Origin of the sequence: Pseudoalteromonas sp. (assembly GCF_041613455.1) — a bacterium.
GTDB lineage: Bacteria > Pseudomonadota > Gammaproteobacteria > Enterobacterales > Alteromonadaceae > Pseudoalteromonas.
In genome coordinates this window covers 1-20,037 of sequence record NZ_JBFJHD010000041.1, presented here as the reverse complement: position 1 = coordinate 20,037, position 20,037 = coordinate 1, and the positions used below count along the sequence as shown (strand labels likewise).

The following is a 20,037-nucleotide window of genomic DNA, read 5'->3' as shown; positions in this document are numbered from 1 at the left end:
GTAAACTGCGCTAAAATTTTTAGCGTACCAGGCGCACAAGGGGCATTGCATAACTCACTGTGTTGCAGCAATTTGTCATAAATTTTAATTTCTTCGGTCACCCGTAAACAATAAGGCACTTTAACTATGTAGACGCGGTCTAAAAATGCCTCATTATTTTTATTGTTTTTAAATGTTTGCCACTCCGATTCATTTGAGTGAGCCAAAATCATGCCATTAAACGGCAGGGCACTTATGCCTTCGGTACCATTATAGTTACCTTCTTGAGTGGCCGTAAGCAGTGGGTGTAGCACCTTAATGGGCGCTTTAAACATTTCCACAAACTCCATTAACCCTTGGTTTGCTAAACATAATGAGCCCGAGTAGGCATAGGCATCGGGGTCATTTTGGGCATAGTGTTCTAATTGACGAATGTCGACCTTACCGACTAAAGCTGAAATATCTTGGTTGTTTTCATCGCCAGGCTCGGTTTTAGCAATTGCAATTTGATTTAAAATCGACGGGTAACGTTTAACCACTTTGAATTGGCTAATGTCACCATTAAATTCACGCAGCCGCTTGCCTGCCCATGGCGACATCACGGTTTTTAAATAACGTGGTTTGATCCCATATTCTTGTTCCAGTAGGGTGGCATCTTCAATTGGGTCAAATAAAGACAGGGGGTGATCGTTCACCGGTGACCCTTTAATTGAATAAATCGGCACTTGCTGCATTAAATATTTCAGTTTTTCGGCAATCGATGATTTACCCCCACCTACAGGGCCGAGTAAATAAAGTACTTGTTTGCACTCTTCAAGCCCTTGCGAGGCATGCTTTAAATAAGACACAATTTGTTCGATAGCGTCTTCCATACCGTAAAAATCAGCAAAGGCAGGGTAGCGGGCAACGACGCGGTTTGAAAATAGCCGGCTTAAGCGGGCATCGGTTGCCGTATCCACCATTTGCGGCTCGCCAATGGCCATCAGTAGACGCTCAGGAGCACTAGCATAGGCTGATTTGTCGGTTTTACAAATGTCCAAAAACTCAGCAACCGTATACTCTTCTTCTTGGCCTGCTTCGTATCGCGCTTGGTAATGATCAAAAATCGTCATAAAGACCTCCAAAACCCACTTTAAAAATATCTTACCTTTTTAAAGTCTAGTCTTGATTTTGGAATTTTGTGCAATAAAATTAAAAATTTATATTATATATTATGACCTTGACAGATTATCAAAGAGGCTTTACAGGCTGTTTTGGCAACAGCAAAACAGAGAAAAAGTTGCATAAAAAAAGACGCCGTAGCGTCTTTTTAAATTAGCTTATTGCGCTAATTAAGCGAAGTTAGCGTTTGCAAATTCCCAGTTAACAAGCGACCAAAAACCTTTCAGGTAATCAGGACGCACGTTACGGTAATCGATGTAGTAAGCGTGTTCCCATAAATCCACAGTTAGGATAGGTGTTACGCCTTCATCAGTTAATGGAGTTGCTGCGTTAGAAGTATTTACGATATCAAGTGTACCGTCAGCAAGTTTAACTAACCACGTCCAGCTAGAACCAAAGTTGTTTACTGCTTTGTCGTTTAGTGCTTCTTTAAACTTATCAAAAGAACCCCATTTTGCGTTGATAGCATCTGCTATTGCGCCAGTTGGTTCACCACCACCGTTTGGAGATAAGCTGTTCCAGTAGAATGTGTGGTTCCAGATTTGTGCTGCGTTGTTAAATACGCCGCCCTCTGAAGAACATACAATCTCTTCTAAAGATTTGTTTTCAAACTCAGTACCCGGGATCAAACCGTTAAGCTTTACCACGTAAGTGTTATGGTGCTTACCATGATGAAACTCTAGCGTTTCTTTTGAAATATGTGGCTCAAGCGCATCAATTGCATACGGTAGTGACGGTAGTTCAAATGCCATTTTTTTATCTCCATCTTCTTTTGGTTGATAGTCCATTTAGTAATAGTTAATGCCTGTTGTAACAAGCCAGTTACCTATACCAAACGGGAATATAGTGTTACTATAATTGCTGAGTATTCTACTCAAGTTTTAGCAAACAGCAATGCTATTGCTAAAGACTATTTCAATTGCGGCTTTATTTGCCCATTATAAATTATAGATCTATGGTCACATTGAGTTATTTCAAGGCCTAGGTATATAAAACTATCGTACTTTGAGGTTGTAGATGGAAACCATTGATAAAATTAAACAGCAAATTTCAGAAAACCCAATTATCCTGTTCATGAAAGGATCGCCTAAATTACCAAACTGTGGTTTTTCTTCACAAGCATCACAAGCATTAATGTCATGCGGTGAACCATTTGCATATGTTGATATTTTACTAAACCCAGACATTCGTGCTGAGCTTCCTGCATATGCAAACTGGCCTACATTCCCACAACTTTGGGTAGAGGGCGAGTTGATCGGTGGTTGTGATATTATCATTGAAATGTTCCAGCGTGGTGAATTACAACCACTAATAGCTGAAACTGCAGCGAAATATAAAGACGCTGACGCAGAGTAAAGCGTTAACATACCCTGCAAAATAACAAAAACCACTTTTATAGTGGTTTTGTTATTTTATGCGTAGGTAATTATTGCTATGCGCACCAGCGCAATGATTGATGCCTTATTATAATGCTGAAATAATCGGCTGTTTAATCGAGTCGTTTTAGCTGTCGTTTACTGCACCTGCACATTGTAGCTAGTGACAAGCAATCCCCCTTTACGTGCAGGTAAACCCCACGCCTATACGCTACACTTTATCTTCTCGCCAGCCACATTCAAACCCTGCTTTATAAATAACCAAACGATCAATCCCTCTTTAACCTGAAGTTGCTTAACTGATTTTTAGTCAAAACAAGGCGAGTTTACAGGTCAATAGCGGGCTTATTGCAAGTAAATTCAACGCAGTTAATACAGAAAATAGCGACTAGAGATAGCTTTCTTATTCAGCGCTCAGGTTATTTAATAACAGCGCCCCCTTATAATGTACACGCATTTTACAGCGCGCTTAGCGTTGAAAAAATGAGTCATACAAAAGCAAACTTAAGCTTAATAAGCAGAAACGGACAAAAACCAACCATAAAAGCCAGTTCTTGAATATTTATTCATCTAAAGTGTGGCTTACGTTTACGTAAACTGCGGTTTATTCGATTGTGATTTTACATTTAATTAAAATAGATACCGGTGTCAATTGCTTTTTAATCGCAATATAATGGTGATTGTTAATTTTAAGTGGTTTTATTCTGCGAATTTGGTTAAAGCGTAAAATTCACTTTTATGAATATATATTCATAAAAGTATTGACTCAGCGTGGTAATAACGCTAATTTTTGTCGCCTGTTAGCACATTGTCGAGCAGTTCATCCACGTTAACAGCGCAGCAAGGGGAGCAGTTATGTTATATGACTCAAGTTTAGAAAAAGAAAATTGTGGCTTTGGCTTAATTGCCCAAGTTAATGGTCAAGCAAGTCATCGGCTGATCCGTACTGCCATAACGGGGCTTGATCGTATGGAGCATCGGGGTGGCATCTCTGCCGATGGCAAAACCGGTGACGGCTGTGGTTTATTATTGCAAAAACCCGATAGCTTTTTTCGCGCAATTGCCAGTGAGCACAATTGGCATTTAGGGAAAAACTACGCGGTAGGGATGGTTTTTTTAAATACTGATCCGCTGTTAGCAGACACAGCCAAAACTATATTAAGCGAAGAACTCGCACAAGAAACGCTGACGGTGTTAGGCTGGCGAGAAGTGCCTACGGATCCGTCTATGCTCGGGCCCATTGCCCTAAAACAATTACCAAGGTTTGAGCAAGTTTTTGTAAGCGCGCCAGAAGGTTGGCGCTCTAAAGATTTAGAACGACGCTTATATGTAGCACGCCGCCGTGCAGAAAAGCGCATAGTAAACGACGAAACGTTTTATATTGCCAGTTTATCGGGGTTAGTTACCATTTACAAAGGGCTGATGATGCCTGCTGATTTACCGCACTTTTATCTGGATTTAGCGGATATTCGCATGACCAGTGCCATTTGTGTTTTTCATCAGCGTTTTTCTACCAATACCCAGCCTCGCTGGCCGTTAGCCCAGCCATTTAGATACTTAGCGCACAATGGTGAAATAAATACCATTGCAGGAAATCGTCAGTGGGCTCGCGCGCGGGCGTACAAATTTTCGTCACCACTGATACCTGACTTACAAAGTGCCGCGCCCTTTGTTAACGAAACGGGCTCGGATTCATCTAGCTTAGATAACATGCTCGAGCTGTTTTTAGCTGGGGGCATGGATTTGTTTCGTGCCATGCGCATGTTAGTGCCGCCGGCATGGCAAAAAAACCGTGCCATGGATGATGACTTACGCGCATTTTACGACTTTAATTCAATGCATATGGAACCATGGGATGGCCCAGCGGGTATTGTGATGTCGGATGGCCGCTTTGCAGCGTGTAACTTAGATCGTAACGGCTTACGCCCAGCGCGCTATGTGATCACCCAAGATGGCTTTATTACCTTAGCCTCTGAAGTGGGTATTTGGGATTACACTGCTGATGAAGTACTGGAAAAAGGCCGTGTCGGCCCCGGTGAACTGCTAGTAATCGATACTAAATTGGGGAAAATTTGGCACTCCGATGAAATCGATCAAGACTTAAAATCACGTCATCCCTATAAAGCCTGGCTTGAAGAGAACGTAAAACGCCTCACCCCATTTGAGCAGCTTACCGAGCAAGATGCGGGTAATCGCTCATTTGATGACGAAACCTTGGTTAAGTATCAAAAAATGTTTGGCTATACCAATGAAGAGTTAGATAGTGTGATCCGCGTTATGGGTGAAAATGGTCAAGAAGCCACCGGCTCTATGGGCGACGACACGCCATTCGCAGTTCTGAGCGAAGGACATCGTTCGTTGTACGATTATTTTCGGCAAAAGTTTGCCCAAGTGACCAATCCACCGATTGATCCGTTACGTGAAAACCACGTGATGTCGTTAGCAACCTGTATCGGTAGTGAACAAAACGTATTTAATGAAACCACCGGTCATGCTAAACGTCTGCAGTTCGATACCCCTATTTTAATGTATGCCGATATGCAGCAATTGTTGCAAGCCGATGAAGTGCATTACAGCAGCTGTAAAATTGCCATTACCTATACAGCTGCTGAAGGATTAGCAAACGCGGTGACGCGTATTTGTGATGAAGCGCAACAAAAAGCCGCAGCCGGCTGTATTATGTTGATATTAACCGATCGTGATTTTGATGAAACGCATTTACCTATTCCGGCTGCTATGGCCGTGGGAGCCGTGCAAAAGCGTCTAGTTGATAATAACTTACGCTGCGAATCCAATATTATTATTGAAACTGGCAGTGTCCGCGATGCCCATCAATTTGCGGTGTTATTAGGGTTTGGGGCAACTGCAATTTACCCGTATCTTGCCTATGAATCGCTGGTGGCGATGAGCGATGATAAAGTAATTAACAAACCTTATAGTGAAGTCACCCTCGCGTATCGCAATGCAATTAATAAAGGCTTATATAAAATAATGTCAAAAATGGGCATTAGTACTGTGGCCTCATATCGCTGTTCAATGTTATTTGAAGCGGTAGGCTTGTCGAATGCAATTGTTGATAGCTGCTTTAACGGCGTGGCAAGTCGAATTAAAGGGGCGTGTTTTAGTGATTTCGATGACGATCAGCAAAGCTTACATAAGTTGGCATTTAGCAAACGCAAATTATTAAGCCATGGTGGATTATTTAAATACGTGCATGGCGGCGAGTATCACGCCTACAACCCTGATGTGATTCAAACGCTGCAAAAAGCAGTACGTTCGGGTAATTACAGTGATTATACTGAGTATGCCAAGCTGGTGAATGAACGGCCAATAACCACCTTACGCGATATGTTAGCGCTAAAGTTACCAAATAGCGGCATAAGTATTGATGCTGTAGAGCCGGCAGAGAGCCTGTATCAGCGCTTTGATTCGGCCGCGATGAGTATTGGCGCCTTATCGCCAGAGGCCCATGAGGCACTGGCGATTGCGATGAACCGCCTAGGAGGCTTTTCAAACTCAGGTGAAGGGGGGGAGGACAAGTTACGCTATGGCACTGAAAAAAACTCGCGCATTAAGCAAGTCGCCTCTGGACGCTTTGGTGTTACACCGCATTATTTACGCAGTGCTGATGTTATTCAAATTAAAGTTGCGCAGGGGGCCAAACCCGGCGAGGGGGGGCAATTACCGGGTGAAAAAGTAACGCCCTATATTGCTAAACTACGTTATTCGGTACCAGGGGTGACACTTATTTCACCGCCACCGCATCACGATATTTATTCGATAGAAGACTTAGCACAACTGATTTTTGACTTGAAACAAGTGAACCCTACAGCCCTTATTTCGGTAAAGCTGGTGTCTGAGCCCGGAGTCGGCACTATCGCCACCGGTGTAGCTAAAGCCTACGCCGATTTAATAACTATCTCAGGTTACGATGGTGGCACCGGCGCAAGCCCGCTAACCTCGGTGAAATATGCCGGCAGTCCATGGGAGCTTGGATTGGCGGAAACCCAGCAAGCGTTAGTGGAAAATGGTTTACGCCATCGTATTCGCTTGCAAACCGATGGCGGTTTAAAAACCGGTTTAGATATTATTAAAGCCGCTATTTTAGGCGCAGAAAGCTTTGGTTTTGGCACTGGACCTATGGTGGCACTAGGGTGTAAATACTTACGAATTTGCCACTTAAATAACTGTGCTACGGGAGTGGCAACTCAAGACGAAACGTTGCGTCAAAACCATTATCACGGCTTACCGGAAATGGCGATGAACTACTTTAAATTTATCGCCCAAGAAGCGCGTGAAATAATGGCAAGCTTAGGGGTGGCTAAGTTAACCGACTTGATTGGTCGCTTTGATTTACTAGAAGCGATTGCCGGAAAAACCGCCAAGCAACAAAAAATAGATTTATCAGCGCTGCTTACACAACCGAATAACCCTACGGGTGAAACGTTGTTTTGCAGTGCCCCTAATAGCTCACATTACTTAGGTGCGCTAAACGAAAATTTATTAACAAAAGCCAAACAGGCAATTGACACAGCAAGTGGTATTTCACTGGTGAGTCGTATTTGTAATACCGACCGTTCAGTCGGGGCTATGTTATCGGGATATATTGCTTCGTTGCATGGTAACCAAGGTATGGCCGCTGATGCTGTTAAAATCGAGCTACATGGCACCGCCGGCCAATCGTTTGGTGTATGGAATGCCGGCGGGCTGGAAATGACCTTAGTGGGTGATGCCAACGATTATGTTGGTAAGGGCATGGCAGGAGGCAAGCTGGTTATTCGTCCACCTCTGGGCTCAGCATTTGATAGCCATAAAGCCACGATTATAGGGAATACCTGTTTATATGGTGCAACAGGGGGCAAATTATTTGCCGCAGGCTGTGCCGGTGAACGTTTTGCTGTGCGCAACTCCGGGGTGCAAGCCGTTGTTGAAGGCGTGGGGGATAATGGCTGTGAGTATATGACCGGCGGGGTGGTGTGTGTTATTGGCCATGTAGGAGTTAACTTTGGTGCCGGCATGACCGGTGGTTTTGCCTATATTTTAGATGAGCGCGGCGACTGTGAAAAACGCATCAACCCCGAGTTGGTTGAAATCGTAACACTGGAGTCGCTGGCGTCACACCAAGAGCATTTACGCGGTTTAATTGCTGAGCATTTAGAGCTAACCGGTTCGTGCCGAGCAGAGACAATTTTAGCTAATTTTGAGCTGTATTTACCCATGTTCAAATTAGTGAAACCACTATCAAGCGACGTAAAAAGTTTACTCGGGCATCGCGCTCGTAGTAGTGCCGAACTACGTGTTCAGGCGCAATAAGGGGGCAGTATGAGCGAAAATGTATATCAATTTATCGACGTGCAACGGGTTGATCCACGTAAAAAACCTATCTCGTCACGTAAAAAATCGTTTGTAGAAATCTACGAGCCCTTTTCAGCCAGCCAGGTTAATTCGCAAGCTGATCGCTGCTTAGATTGCGGTAATCCTTATTGTGAGTGGAAGTGTCCGGTACATAACTATATTCCACAATGGTTAAAATTAATCCGCACTGGGCGCATACTTGAGGCGGCAGAGCTGTCTCATCGCACTAACTCGCTCCCTGAAGTATGTGGCCGCGTGTGCCCACAAGACCGCTTATGCGAAGGGGCGTGTACGCTCGATGAAGAATTTGGTGCGGTTACGATTGGTAATATCGAAAAGTATATTACCGATACCGCGTTTAAAATGGGCTGGAAGCCGGACATGTCATACGTGACGTGGACCGATAAAAAGGTTGCTATTATTGGCGCGGGGCCTGCAGGGTTAGGTTGCGCTGACATTTTAGTACGCAATGGCGTGAAACCTGTGGTGTTTGATCGCCACCCCGAAATTGGCGGCTTACTTACCTTTGGTATTCCATCATTTAAGCTAGAAAAAGCAGTGATGCAAAAGCGCCGCGAAATATTTACCGAAATGGGTGTCGAGTTTCAGCTCAATGTTGAGGTGGGGGTGGATATTACCCTTGAACAGATTTTAGCAGATTACGATGCGGTATTTTTAGGGGTGGGCACGTATCAAAGTATGCGCGCAGGCCTTGAAAACGAGGACGCACCAGGCGTACACGATGCACTGCCGTTTTTAATTGGCAATACTAATCGAGTTATGGGCTACGCTGAAGCTCAGCAGCCTTATATCGATATGGCGAATCAACACGTGGTGGTACTTGGTGGCGGGGACACTGCGATGGATTGTGTGCGCACGTCTATTCGCCATAATGCAGCCAGTGTGACTTGTGCCTATCGTCGTGATGAAGCAAACATGCCGGGCTCGAAACGCGAAGTTAAAAATGCCAAAGAAGAAGGGGTACAGTTTACTTACAACGTGCAACCTAAAGGTATTGTAGTTGATGAAAAAGGCCATGTGACTGGCGTTAAGATGGTGAAAACCCAGCTTGGTGAGCCCGATGAAAAAGGGCGTCGTCGTGCTGAAGAGGTGCCCGGATCAGAGCATATTATTGCCGCCACACAAGTGATATTAGCGTTTGGTTTTAAGCCCCATAAAATGGACTGGTTAGCGAAGTACGGTGTAGAAATTAACCACTGGGGCGGCATTAACGCACCAGAGCAGGGGGAATTTACTCATCAAACCACTAACCCAAAAATATTTGCCGGTGGCGATATTGTCCGTGGCTCAGATTTAGTGGTAACGGCTATTTTTGAAGGACGTAATGCGGCCGAAGGCATTATGGATTACTTAGGCGTATAAGCTAGGGGGATCCCTACCGCAAGGTAGGGGTTTTCCCTGATATCGTTGTGCATATTCTCTTGAGACTATATCTCGGTAGTTACAAAAATGTAACATTATCCAGGAGAAAGAATAATGCGAACTAAAATTTCAAGTTTACTTGCGGGTATTGGCTTAGTCAGTAGCTTTTCACTTCAAGCGCAAGCGATCATTGGCCCACAATTATCAGCTCAGCTTACTGATACACAGGCGCTATCAACTAGTTCACTTTCTGCGATTAAAGTCATAATTAGTTTTAATAATACCAGCGATGCACATGCAGTGATGCAAAATTTAGGGGTTCCTTACTTAGCACTAAAAGAATTGCCTATGGTAGGCGCAACGTTAACGCCAGATGCAATTACGCAATTAACAGCCAACCCAGCCGTGAAGAGCGTGTATTATGATGCGCCATTACGTTATTACAATTATAACTCAGGCGAAATTACCGGTGGCCATTTTGTGCACGACAATTACCAATTTACTGGTAAAGGTGGCGTAGTTGCCGTTGTAGATTCAGGGATTGATGCGACTCACCCAGATTTAACCTTGGGTGAAAAAACCATTCAAAATGTTAAATTGGTCAACGATTTAGACCTTTACGGCCTGACCGCAAATTTAGAAGGCGTGCCAAATACCGATACCAGCTCAGGTCATGGTACGCACGTTGCGGGCACCGTGGCGGGCAGTGGTGCGGCGTCTGCCGATGACGATACACGCCCAAACTTACATGATGGGATTGCACCGGATGCAAAAATGGTTGGTATCGGGGCAGGTGAAGCAATCTCCATCTTACATGCATTACAAGGGTTTGATTATTCACTCGCTAATCAAGAAAAGTACGATATCGATGTTATCACCAATAGCTGGGGCGGTGGTGCAGGTAGTAATTTTGATCCGAATAACCCTATTAATAAAGCCTCTTTTGAAGCCTATAAACGCGGTATGGTTGTGACCTTTGCAGCCGGTAATGATGGCTCAGATAACGATACTTTAAACGTGTATGCCGTTGCGCCATGGGTTATTGATGTTGCAGCAGGCACTCCCGATAGAAAATTAGCTGGCTTTTCAAGCCGCGGTGTTCCGGGTGATGAAATTAAAACCCCAGACATTACTGCACCGGGCTCAACAATTTACTCAGCGCGCGCTGCTAATACCCCTTTACCGGCATTGGGCCCAGTGATTGATCCAGCGAACCCTGAATACCACCTTTATTACGCCACAATGAGCGGCACGTCAATGGCGACACCATTTGTAGCGGGTGCCGCTACGGTGTTACTAGAGGCAAACCCACATCTATCGCCGGATCAAATCGACGATATTTTAAAAGCCAGTGCCGATGATATGTTTGATGAAACCGGTCGTCAGTACCTCCCTCATGAGGTGGGAGCGGGACACATCAATATGGCTAAAGCCGTGGAGTTAGCATTACAAACCGAAGGTCGCATGCACCACTTTTTAGCCGGTGATACTAAATATGCGAGTAATGGTGCGTGGCAACAGGGCGATAATACCAACCCCTTAGTCAATTATGCGGGTAAGTGGAAAGAAGTTTCATCAGAGAGTGCGTATGGTGGTAGTTACAACAAAGCTAAAGGCGCCGGTAAAATTGCCTATTCAAGCTTTAGAGGTGAGCGAGTAAAAGCACACTTTAGCGCTTCTAAGAATGGTGTAGCAAAAATTCTCATCGATGGTATCGAATACCAAACCGCGAGCCTGGCAGGCGAACAAGATGAAAATATAACGGTCAGCATTCAAGGCTTATCGGATGATGCGCACAACATTGAGATCAGAACAGTGTCGGGTGTGGTTGAATTTGACCGCTTTGAAGTAGACGGACGCTTAACCGAAGCGGGCGTGTCATATTCAGTGGAAGCGATGCCGGCGATTGAAGGCATTATGGGTCCATCAGCAAGTGTTGATGCAACCGGTCAAGGCATTGATCCGGTGTACACCATCGACGAGCACACGGTAACAGTGGCCGACAACGTGGTTGCAGTAACAGCGGTATTAAGTTGGCAGCCATTTGCCGATTTAGACTTTGCAATTGCAGACGCCAATGGTGAAGATCTAGCGACTGCGGGCACTCTTGATAACCCAGAGGTGATTGAACTTAATATTAATCAAGCGGGCGAGTATACCTTTAAAGTGAAAGGCTACTTGAGTGCGGCGACGTCGTACACAATTGATTGGCAGGTGGTGGTTGCTAATTAATTAAGGCATGTTAGATAAAAAGGGTAGGCTATTAGCCTACCCTTTTTAATGGTGTACCATAATCAGTTCTTTTGCATTTGCTTTAGCGGTTTTACTAATGTTGTCACCGCCAAGCAAGCGCGCAATTTCATTAATACGGCCATCATTATTTAATGGCAGCATCTGAGTAAACGTCTCGCCTTGTGCTATCTCTTTAGCAACAAAAAACTGTTGATGGGCACTGCTAGCCACTTGTGGTAAATGGGTAACACAAATAACCTGTGTTGATTTGCCGAGTTGGCGTAATAGTTTACCCACAGCCGAAGCCGTAGGACCTGAAATACCCACATCTACTTCATCAAAAATAAGCGTCGGGGTGGTCACCTTTTGTGCGATAATAACTTGTATCGCCAGGCTAATACGCGACAGTTCCCCACCCGATGCCACTTTAGCAAGCGGTTGCAATGGCTGCCCAGGGTTGGTTGATACTAAAAACGACACGGTATCAAATCCTAGGCTATTCGGGGCGCGCTCTGGCTCCTGCGTCAAAGCAATCTCAAATACGCCATTTTCCATTGACAAGTTAGCCATACTTTCACTGATCAAACCGTTTAGGGTATTGGCATACGCGGCGCGGCTGTGGCTGAGTTGTTCACTTGCTTGCTGGTAGGCACTAAGTGCTGTTGCTATCTCTGTTTCTAACTGAGCTAAGCGAGCGCTATTGTTACTGATTGATTCTAGCTGTTGTGCAATAGTGTGATGAAACTCCACTAATTGTTGTGGCTTTATATGGTGTTTACGGGCGAGATCCATAGCCCCGCTTAAGCGGTTTTCTACTTCCGTTAAACGCGCCGGATCTAACTCGGCTTGCTCAGTGTAGTTCCGTACTTCACGGCTGGCTTCTTCAACTTGCACCGCAGCTTCAGCGAGTAATGCCGCTACACTGGCAAGGCTCTCGTCATACTGCGACAGTTCAGCAAATTGTTGCGCGCTGTGTTGTAATACCGAGCAGGCATTGAGCTCGTCACTTTCGTATAGCTGCTGTAACTCACGCTGGCACGTTGCTAAAATAGTGTGGCTATTGCTGAGTTTATAATGCTCCGCTTCTATTTGTTCAAATTCATCAACTTGCAAAGCAAACTCATCGAGTTCAGCGACTTGGTATTCTAATAGTTGTTTTTGTGCGGCTTGCTGTTGTTGCTCAAGCTCTAACTGTTTAAATTCTTTTTGTAAGTTAGCAAACTGTTTATAGCATTGGCTTACATTGCTTACTAATTGCTGATGGCCGGCGTACGCGTCAAGCAGCTGCAGTTGATGCTCTGCTTTTAATAAGTGTTGATGGGCGTGTTGACCATGAATAGAAATTAAATACTGCCCCAGCTCTTTTAACTGTGCCGCGGTAACAGCGCTGCCATTAATGTAGCTTTTGCTACGGCCATTTTTGCATACCACACGGCGTAATAAGCATTCATTATCCGCATTGTTGAGCATGTTTTTTTCTAAAAACGCTTGCGCAAGTGGCAGAGCAGAGAGGTCAAATTGCGCACAGACTTCGGCTTTTTCGCTACTGGGGCGTACGGCCGACGCTTCGGCTCGGCCACCTAAACATAACGACAACGCATCAATAGCAATCGACTTTCCGGCGCCGGTTTCGCCGGTGATTGCGGTCATGCCGTTTTGCCATTCGGTGCTTAAATTACTTACAATTGCAAAATTTTTAATTTCTAAACCAATTAACATACTGTTTATCCATCCAGTCAATTAACTGTTAATTTATACAGTGTTTTGGTATTTTGCAAATTAAATTTTAACGAGTTACAGCATTGCTGTGTTAGCTGGCGGGAGGTGTTTTCGTATCCTCAACAATAAAACTGTCATTATCACTATTAATATCAGTATCTTGCGAATTCTCTTCGGTGTGCAGTGTGGTGATCAGCGCGGGTAAAATGTCATGGTAAAACGATTTGTTATATAAAATACCTTGCTGCGGCAGCTCAGCAACAAAGTACTGGATACGGTCAGCGAAACTTTGCCTATCATCGTTTTGATATACTTTAATTAATTCTGCAGAAAGGGTGTTAATTAATAAGCTACTAATGGCTTCTAATTTTTGCAGATTTTCTTCCGTGTGCGCCTGAACAACAAAAAAGTTTCCCACAATAGCTTGAAAACGTTGCATATATTTAGGGCGAATCACTTTCGCTTCTAATAACTCATTGAGCTTTATTTTTAACCGCGTATGGGTTTGCGCGACGCGGTCATTAAACAGCTTTTTTTTCGCTTCGATTGCTTTTTTACGATTATTTTCAACAACTAAGTAACTACCCAGTAACGTAATTAATAATAATATGGTAACAAAAACAATGTAGGTCATCGCCGTATATTCCTAATAAGGTTAATTAATTCAAACAGATATTTTGCGCTAAAGTGCTATGCTTAGCAATAAATTAATATAACCGACTACCCCAATTAAGCTTTTGACGTAATACATTGTAGTAAGAGTAGTTTTTTGGATGAATTAAACGCAGCTCTTTGTCAGCTTTTTTGATCAGCACTTCATCACCTGGTAGCAAAGCGAGTACCACATGGCTGTCACAACTGACTTGTAAACTATCGGTGTTTTCTAAGCTGAGTTTTAACCTAATTTCGTTATCGGCATCAACTACAAGAGGGCGACTAGATAAGGTATGCGGAAACATCGGCACCAGTGCCATGGCATTGAGCTCTGGGGTCAGAATAGGGCCGCCGCCCGACAAAGAGTAGGCCGTTGAGCCCGTCGGCGTTGATACAATTAGCCCATCAGAGCGCTGTGAAAACACAAAGTCGTTATTTATAAACGCCTCAAATTCGATCATGTGGGCGACTTTATCGGCGTGTAATACTGCTTCATTGACCGCTGAGTTGGCACTTTTTAGCTCGTTATGGCGGTACACTTCTACTTCAAGTAAAAAGCGTTTTTCTTCGATATACTCGCCACTCAGCACTTGCTCTAAGCTCGCTTCGAATCCTTCGGGGTTTAAATCGGTTAAAAACCCCAGATTGCCTCTGTTAACACCAATCACAGCGATGTCAAAACGTGCTAAAACTCGCGCGGCGCCCAACATATTGCCATCGCCGCCAACCACAATAGCTAAGTCGGCTTGTGCGCCGAGATCAACCAGTTTTACAAGCTTATCTTTTGGGATATCAGTCAGTTGGCTTCCCGTGCGTTTCTCAACAATCACCTCAAAGCCCAGTGCGAGCAAAAATGTATGTAGGCGTTGTAATGTGGCTCCGGCATCAGGGTGATTGGGTTTACCTATAAGGCCGATAGTGTTAAAAGGAGAGTCCATAATAAATACACAGCAAGTTTTAATACTTGTAGAGTAACCTAAAATAGAAGTGTTTGAAAATACAGATCTTAGCAATAAAATAAGGAATTGCTTGGTGCGTGCAAAATTTTGCTAAAGGCACCGCTAATTACTTGAAATAACGTGTCACTGCCCCGATATAAAGCACATGAAACAAGATGTAGATATGATGAAACTAAACCCACGAGACCAACAGATATTCTCTGCTGTTATGAGTATGTATTGCAATGGCGAAGGTTTGCCAGTGCCATCAACTAAAATTGCCAAGCAAAAAGGCATGGCGGTGTGCTCTGCCACGGTGCGTAATGCGATGGCACGATTAGAAAAGTTTGGCTTGTTATATTCGCCGCATATTTCAGCGGGGCGAGTGCCAACCGATGAGGGGTTTGATTATTGGTTTGAGGCGTTTTTTTCATTAGCCTCAATAGCAAATTACTGGCAGCCTACGCAAACGCAATTAGTAGAGCTCGCGCATGGTTTAAGCCAGCGCTATCAAGTATGTTGTTGTGTTGGCTTGCCGCAGGTGCGTTCGCAACATGTGTTTAGAGTGGAAGTGTTAGACTTCGATGCACACAGCTGGTTGATGCTACTTATAGATAGAGCGGGGCAAAGTCATAACATCTGTATTAATAAACCGGATGACGCCAGTGACTCGGTACGGTATCAATTTGCGACGTGGTTAAATACCGTTTTTAGCCAACAAACTTTAATGGAAGGCTTATATCGTATGCAAGCCATGGCGAATACCGCACCGCGAAATTGCCATACTTCATTAAAACAATGGACACGAGAGCTAAGCCTCAAGCTGGGGTCGGATAACAGCATTGTGGTTGGTGAAAACTACCTGTATAAAAAAATAGATTGTGAGCAAAGTTTAAATATTGGCGTGTCGTTTTTAAATTTTGTTGAAGATAAATTGGCGTTTAAAAATGGTGTCTCGGTGCTTACTACCGAAAACTTACCGTTTAGTGACTGTAACGAACTGATAGTAATTAGTTTACCGTATTTTCAAAATCAAGAATATCAAAGTCGTTTTTGTGTCATTTGTCCGAAATCGGCGCCAATAGAAAAAATAATCCAAGAATTTAAATTAATTGAGACGTCTAACTCTTGAATCTTTTTATTCAATCCCCATAATTACCGCAGTTGTAAAGAATTGGAGTAACTAATATATGTCTGAGCAGACACAGAACCCAGAGCAAGAAGTAGAATTAAACGAAGACGTAGCAAAAATGGAAGCCGATGTGGAAGCAGCCGTTGAAGCAGCTGAGCAACATGCAGAGCAAGAGCAAAGCCCTGAAGCTGAAATTGCGATGCTTTATGCTGAACTAGAAGCGGCTAAGCAAACCATTAATGATCAAAAAGACAGCGTAGTACGCGCTGCTGCTGATGTAGAAAATATGCGTCGTCGTGCTGCACAAGATGTAGAAAAAGCGCATAAGTTTGCCCTAGAAAAATTTGCTAATGAATTACTACCAGTAATTGATAACTTAGAGCGTGCGATTGAGTTTTCTGATAAAGAAAACGAATCATTGAAGCCGGTACTTGAAGGGCTTGATATGACCGTGAAAAGCTTTAATGATGCGGTAGCTAAATTTGGCGTTGAAATTGTAAACCCACAAGGTGAACAATTTAATCCAGATTTTCATCAAGCCATGTCAATTCAACCAAGCAACGATGTATCGCCAAATACGGTATTAGCTGTAATGCAAAAAGGCTACACCTTAAACGGACGTTTATTACGCCCTGCTATGGTGATGGTGTCTAAAGCGGCAGATGAAGCATAATTAGTTATTTAGTTAGAGAACAATGCCTCATAGTGAGGCATTTTTTTTGTCTACTAAATAATGGATAAGCTGGGCAAGCGCGGTACATAACACCGCAGCAAACATTAAGCTTGAAAACGGCACGGCACTTTTGGCGTGTAATATTACTAACAATGGCCCTACTAAGGCACCACTGCCAAAGCGTAACGTACCAATAACAGCCGTGGCTGTGCCGGTATTTTCCTCAAATTTCATTAAAATCAATGAATCGGCATTGCTGGCTATGATGCCAAGGCTCATCATCAGTGGCGCAATGGCCGCGACAATATAATACAGCGACAACTGCATCAGGCTAAACGTTAATAAAGCAGCACCCGCAACAAAACCACACAGCAAGCCATAATACAGCATTTTACGCGAGCCAATACGGGGCACCACGCGAGTATTTAAAAAGGCGCCAAACATCAGTGCCATCACATTAAAGGCAAATAAAATACCGAACAGTTGCTCAGAAACGTGAAATAAATCTAAATAAACAAATGGCACTGAGGTTAAAAAGCAAAAGAAGCCAAATGACACAAACATGGAGCTAAAAATATCGGCACGTGCGTGTTTATTACTAAGTATTATTTTATAGCTTGCAAAAAACAGTGCCAGCCCGGTGCGTTGGCTTTTATAAATTGGAATATCAATTAAATACATATGCACAAAGGCTAAAATAACAAAGCTGTAAGTGGCCAGTGTTAAAAAGATAGTTGACCATGTCGAAAAGCCTAAGATCAGCGAGCCAATTGAAGGGGCGAGCAACGGTGCCACCATCATGATCATCGACACATACGACATGCCTTTGGCGGTATTGTGTTTATAAACATGACGAATGATCCCCGGCACCACCACGGTGGCGGCGGCGCCAGTAAACGCTTGTATGGCGCGCAGTGCCCAAAATGTATGAATGTCGTTGGTAAACGCAAGTGCCAGCGAGCTGAGCCCAAACAAGGTTAAGCCTATTTTAGCCAGCTTGCGACGGCCAATTTGATCGGCAATCGGACCAAAAAACAACATGCCTAATGCATAACCGGCTAAATAGATGCTCAGTGAAATTTGCACCTTAGGCATACTAGTTTGTAATTCACTGGCAATCACCAACATGGCCGGTAAATACATATCAATCGCTAACGGGGTAATCGCGACAATACTGGCTAATAGTGGCAATAAAATACGGGTATTAAAAGACGAAGCTGTGGCGTCCATGGATAAACTCAATGATTACTCAACAGAGCTATAGTGTAACAGGGCACACTGCTTGGATAAACTTAGTTTGCCTGCTAACTTTATAGTTAGTGGCATTTACGCGAACAGCACTTGAGCTTACGAAAAGCAATTATTTTAAACGGCGCAGGTGTTTGCTATTCTAGTGGTAATAAAATCGATGGTTTAAGGGAATATAATGAAAAAACTCGTTATAGCAATATTAGCAACGGCAGTACTGGCAGGGTGTAAAACCTCACCCACGGGGCGCACCCAAATAGCGCTTTATTCTGATCAGCAAATGAGTGCAATGGGCACCGCCAGTTTTGCTGAAATGAAAAAAAAGCAGCCTATTAACACGAATCCGCAAACCAACGCATACGTTAATTGTATTGCTGAGCAAGTGATTGCTGTGTTACCAGCGCAATACGCCGGGCAACAGTGGGAAGTGGTGGTATTTGAAGACGATTCAGCCAACGCATTTGCGCTGCCGGGGGGGTACATAGGCGTGCATACTGGGCTGTTGAAAGTTGCCACGAATCAGCACCAAGTGGCCAGTGTTATAGGGCATGAAGTGGGCCATGTCATTGCAGAGCATTCAAATGAGCGGGTATCGCAAAGCTCACTGCTGCAAACGGGGTTACAGCTCGGCGGTGCGGCACTAGAAATGGGTAACGTGCAGTATCGTAATGAGATCATGCAAGGCTTAGGCTTAGGTGCACAATTTGGGGTTGTGTTACCGTTTAGTCGCTCTCACGAGTCGGAAGCCGATGAAATTGGTTTAGACTTAATGGCACAGGCAGGGTTTAATCCTAAAGAGTCAGTCACGCTGTGGCAAAATATGAGTAAAGCCGGCGGCGGAGCGCCACCAGAGTTTTTATCAACGCACCCAGCACCGGCAAGTCGTATCAAAGATTTACAAGCACAAATGAGCCAAGCGTTAAGTGCCCAAAAAGCAGCTAAAGCGCGGGGCAAAAACCCGCAGTGCAACCTGTAATTTAGCGTTAATTGCTATTCATTAAAAAAGCCTGTCAGTTTACACTGCCAGGCTTTTTACTTTTAGCGCTTGAACAGTAGCGTTTAGAACGTCCACTCAACATGCAGCTGTGGCACCGACTCGGTTACATCAGTACCAAACTTGTTATGCCAGTATTGCCACTCCATGCCTAGCAGTAAGGTATTTTCTTTCATTTCCAGCGCATGACCGAGATCCCAGGTAATAATGGGTTGCGCTAAAAACCACGCGCGTACATCTTGACCAAATTCATTTTCGCGCTCAGCAATGTATTCGGCGTGGCCTTTAAAGCTAAACTTTTGTGCGCCAATCATAAAAGGGTACTCAAACGCCACATCAAACATCCAGCTGTTGCTTTCAGTGGGTGCGCCGCCTTTAGCAACCCCTTCACTGTCATCAACGTAAGCGGTGACAAGTGTTTGCAAGAAATTAAACCCAGGGACATTCCAGCTTAATTTCACACCCGGTAAATATTTCATTACCTTCGCGTCACCAGCAACGTTAATGCCCATGGTTAAACCCACATCAACTAACGCACCTGAACCAATTTTCTCGCCAGTGATTGCCGACAAGCTAACGGTTGAATACCATTCACCATAAAAGTCAGCGTCTTGAAAACCATCATCAAGGTCGTCTTTACTGTAATCAATAAAGAAAAAGTTATCGCCGTAATCGTAACCCGAGGCATGCTGTACAGAATACACTGTGGTATCTGCTTCTTGCTCTGAGAAGGGATTGGTTTGTTTGCCATAGTTAACGTGTAAAGCAGTACTGCTCCAGTTAGCGGCAACAGCCGAGGTAGACAAAACACAAGTGCTTAAACATAAAGCGGGAAGTAATTTTTTAAGTTTCATAAAATAATAATAGTTAGTGTGACACGCGGGAGCGCTATTATATGCAAAGGGGGGGGATTTGTTAATGATTATATGACACCTTGTCACTTAATTGCTAAGCGACAAGGTGTCATGCCCATTTAGGCTTTATTGCGGCGTAGGCAGATCACCGCAATGGCACTAAAGGCTAAAATAAAACAATAGTAAGACGAGGTCGACACTTCCCACGGGCTAATTTTAAAGGTAGCGCCTAATAACAGTGCTTGTGCGCCATAAGGTAAGGTACCTTGCGTTACACAGGCAAATATATCGAGCAAGCTGGCCGAGCGTTTACCGCTTATGTTGCCGTCATCGGCGAGT

The 20,037-nt window shown here is 44.1% G+C and carries 14 protein-coding genes and 1 pseudogene; 7 read left to right on the top strand and 8 right to left on the bottom strand.

Going from position 1 to position 20,037, the window contains the following annotated elements; translation table 11 throughout:
• Window positions 1-1,091, bottom strand: a 1,091-nt coding sequence (locus ABYB02_RS06415; protein WP_372761632.1) for a PrkA family serine protein kinase, incomplete at its 3' end; no start/stop codon positions are given.
• Between the two features lie 219 nt (window positions 1,092-1,310).
• A complete protein-coding gene (locus ABYB02_RS06410) occupies window positions 1,311-1,892 on the bottom strand; it encodes a superoxide dismutase (RefSeq protein WP_372761633.1) in 582 nt (193 codons plus the stop codon).
• Between the two features lie 265 nt (window positions 1,893-2,157).
• Between ABYB02_RS06410 and ABYB02_RS06405 the strand changes: the two genes are divergently transcribed.
• The 4 genes from ABYB02_RS06405 (at window position 2,158) to ABYB02_RS06390 (ending at window position 11,486) form a co-directional block, all read left to right on the top strand.
• Window positions 2,158-2,496 carry a Grx4 family monothiol glutaredoxin gene (locus ABYB02_RS06405; RefSeq protein ID WP_372761631.1) on the top strand — a complete coding sequence of 113 codons (339 nt, stop codon included), beginning with the start codon at window positions 2,158-2,160 and terminating at the stop codon, window positions 2,494-2,496.
• 875 nt (window positions 2,497-3,371) lie between these two features.
• On the top strand, window positions 3,372-7,829 hold the full coding sequence (gltB, locus tag ABYB02_RS06400; RefSeq protein ID WP_372761630.1) for a glutamate synthase large subunit: 4,458 nt from the start codon (window positions 3,372-3,374) through the stop codon (window positions 7,827-7,829).
• A gap of 9 nt (window positions 7,830-7,838) precedes the next feature.
• Window positions 7,839-9,254 carry an FAD-dependent oxidoreductase gene (locus tag ABYB02_RS06395; RefSeq protein WP_372761629.1) on the top strand — a complete coding sequence of 472 codons (1,416 nt, stop codon included), beginning with the start codon at window positions 7,839-7,841 and terminating at the stop codon, window positions 9,252-9,254.
• 114 nt (window positions 9,255-9,368) lie between these two features.
• Window positions 9,369-11,486 carry a S8 family serine peptidase gene (locus tag ABYB02_RS06390; protein WP_372761628.1) on the top strand — a complete coding sequence of 706 codons (2,118 nt, stop codon included), beginning with the start codon at window positions 9,369-9,371 and terminating at the stop codon, window positions 11,484-11,486.
• A 45-nt stretch (window positions 11,487-11,531) separates the two neighbouring features.
• Here the strand turns inward: ABYB02_RS06390 and recN are convergent, their stop codons facing one another.
• The 3 genes from recN to nadK form a co-directional block, all read right to left on the bottom strand.
• Window positions 11,532-13,205 carry a DNA repair protein RecN gene (recN, locus tag ABYB02_RS06385; protein WP_372761627.1) on the bottom strand — a complete coding sequence of 558 codons (1,674 nt, stop codon included), beginning with the start codon at window positions 13,203-13,205 and terminating at the stop codon, window positions 11,532-11,534.
• 91 nt (window positions 13,206-13,296) lie between these two features.
• A complete protein-coding gene (locus ABYB02_RS06380; RefSeq protein WP_372761626.1) occupies window positions 13,297-13,839 on the bottom strand; it encodes a hypothetical protein in 543 nt (180 codons plus the stop codon).
• Between the two features lie 73 nt (window positions 13,840-13,912).
• Entirely contained in the window at window positions 13,913-14,797 is an 885-nt protein-coding gene (nadK, locus tag ABYB02_RS06375; protein WP_372761625.1) for an NAD(+) kinase, read from the bottom strand.
• A gap of 166 nt (window positions 14,798-14,963) precedes the next feature.
• Here nadK and ABYB02_RS06370 point away from each other — a divergent pair, with 166 nt between their 5' ends.
• Window positions 14,964-15,929: an HrcA family transcriptional regulator gene (locus ABYB02_RS06370; RefSeq protein ID WP_372761624.1), complete on the top strand. Its 966-nt coding sequence runs from the start codon at window positions 14,964-14,966 to the stop codon at window positions 15,927-15,929.
• Between the two features lie 58 nt (window positions 15,930-15,987).
• The gene (gene grpE, locus ABYB02_RS06365) at window positions 15,988-16,602 is read left to right on the top strand and encodes a nucleotide exchange factor GrpE (protein ID WP_372761623.1); all 615 of its coding nucleotides are present in this window, start codon (window positions 15,988-15,990) and stop codon (window positions 16,600-16,602) included.
• Window positions 16,603-16,629: 27 nt separating this feature from the next.
• Here grpE and ABYB02_RS06360 read toward each other — a convergent pair whose 3' ends face one another.
• Window positions 16,630-17,832 carry a Bcr/CflA family multidrug efflux MFS transporter gene (locus ABYB02_RS06360; protein ID WP_372761622.1) on the bottom strand — a complete coding sequence of 401 codons (1,203 nt, stop codon included), beginning with the start codon at window positions 17,830-17,832 and terminating at the stop codon, window positions 16,630-16,632.
• Between the two features lie 196 nt (window positions 17,833-18,028).
• Between ABYB02_RS06360 and ABYB02_RS06355 the strand changes: the two genes are divergently transcribed.
• Window positions 18,029-18,826 (top strand): M48 family metallopeptidase, encoded by a 798-nt coding sequence (locus ABYB02_RS06355; RefSeq protein ID WP_372761621.1) that lies wholly within the window; start codon window positions 18,029-18,031, stop codon window positions 18,824-18,826.
• 83 nt (window positions 18,827-18,909) lie between these two features.
• On the opposite strand, the gene ABYB02_RS06350 is transcribed toward ABYB02_RS06355, so the two are convergent.
• Together ABYB02_RS06350 and ABYB02_RS06345 are read right to left on the bottom strand one after the other, a co-directional pair.
• Entirely contained in the window at window positions 18,910-19,698 is a 789-nt protein-coding gene (locus ABYB02_RS06350; RefSeq protein ID WP_372761620.1) for a nucleoside-binding protein, read from the bottom strand.
• Between the two features lie 119 nt (window positions 19,699-19,817).
• Window positions 19,818-20,037 (bottom strand): annotated as a pseudogene (locus tag ABYB02_RS06345) (Na+/H+ antiporter NhaC family protein); the annotation flags it as partial.

Bases quoted from the DNA above. Each gene is read 5' to 3' on its own strand.
- recN (WP_372761627.1), bottom strand. From the start codon at position 13,205: ATGTTAATTGGTTTAGAAATTAAAAATTTTGCAATTGTAAGTAATTTA.
- grpE (WP_372761623.1), top strand. From the start codon at position 15,988: ATGTCTGAGCAGACACAGAACCCAGAGCAAGAAGTAGAATTAAACGAA.
- ABYB02_RS06410 (WP_372761633.1), bottom strand. From the start codon at position 1,892: ATGGCATTTGAACTACCGTCACTACCGTATGCAATTGATGCGCTTGAG.
- nadK (WP_372761625.1), bottom strand. From the start codon at position 14,797: ATGGACTCTCCTTTTAACACTATCGGCCTTATAGGTAAACCCAATCAC.
- ABYB02_RS06380 (WP_372761626.1), bottom strand. From the start codon at position 13,839: ATGACCTACATTGTTTTTGTTACCATATTATTATTAATTACGTTACTG.
- ABYB02_RS06350 (WP_372761620.1), bottom strand. From the start codon at position 19,698: ATGAAACTTAAAAAATTACTTCCCGCTTTATGTTTAAGCACTTGTGTT.
- ABYB02_RS06360 (WP_372761622.1), bottom strand. From the start codon at position 17,832: ATGGACGCCACAGCTTCGTCTTTTAATACCCGTATTTTATTGCCACTA.
- ABYB02_RS06390 (WP_372761628.1), top strand. From the start codon at position 9,369: ATGCGAACTAAAATTTCAAGTTTACTTGCGGGTATTGGCTTAGTCAGT.
- ABYB02_RS06355 (WP_372761621.1), top strand. From the start codon at position 18,029: ATGAAAAAACTCGTTATAGCAATATTAGCAACGGCAGTACTGGCAGGG.
- ABYB02_RS06395 (WP_372761629.1), top strand. From the start codon at position 7,839: ATGAGCGAAAATGTATATCAATTTATCGACGTGCAACGGGTTGATCCA.
- ABYB02_RS06370 (WP_372761624.1), top strand. From the start codon at position 14,964: ATGAAACAAGATGTAGATATGATGAAACTAAACCCACGAGACCAACAG.
- ABYB02_RS06405 (WP_372761631.1), top strand. From the start codon at position 2,158: ATGGAAACCATTGATAAAATTAAACAGCAAATTTCAGAAAACCCAATT.
- gltB (WP_372761630.1), top strand. From the start codon at position 3,372: ATGTTATATGACTCAAGTTTAGAAAAAGAAAATTGTGGCTTTGGCTTA.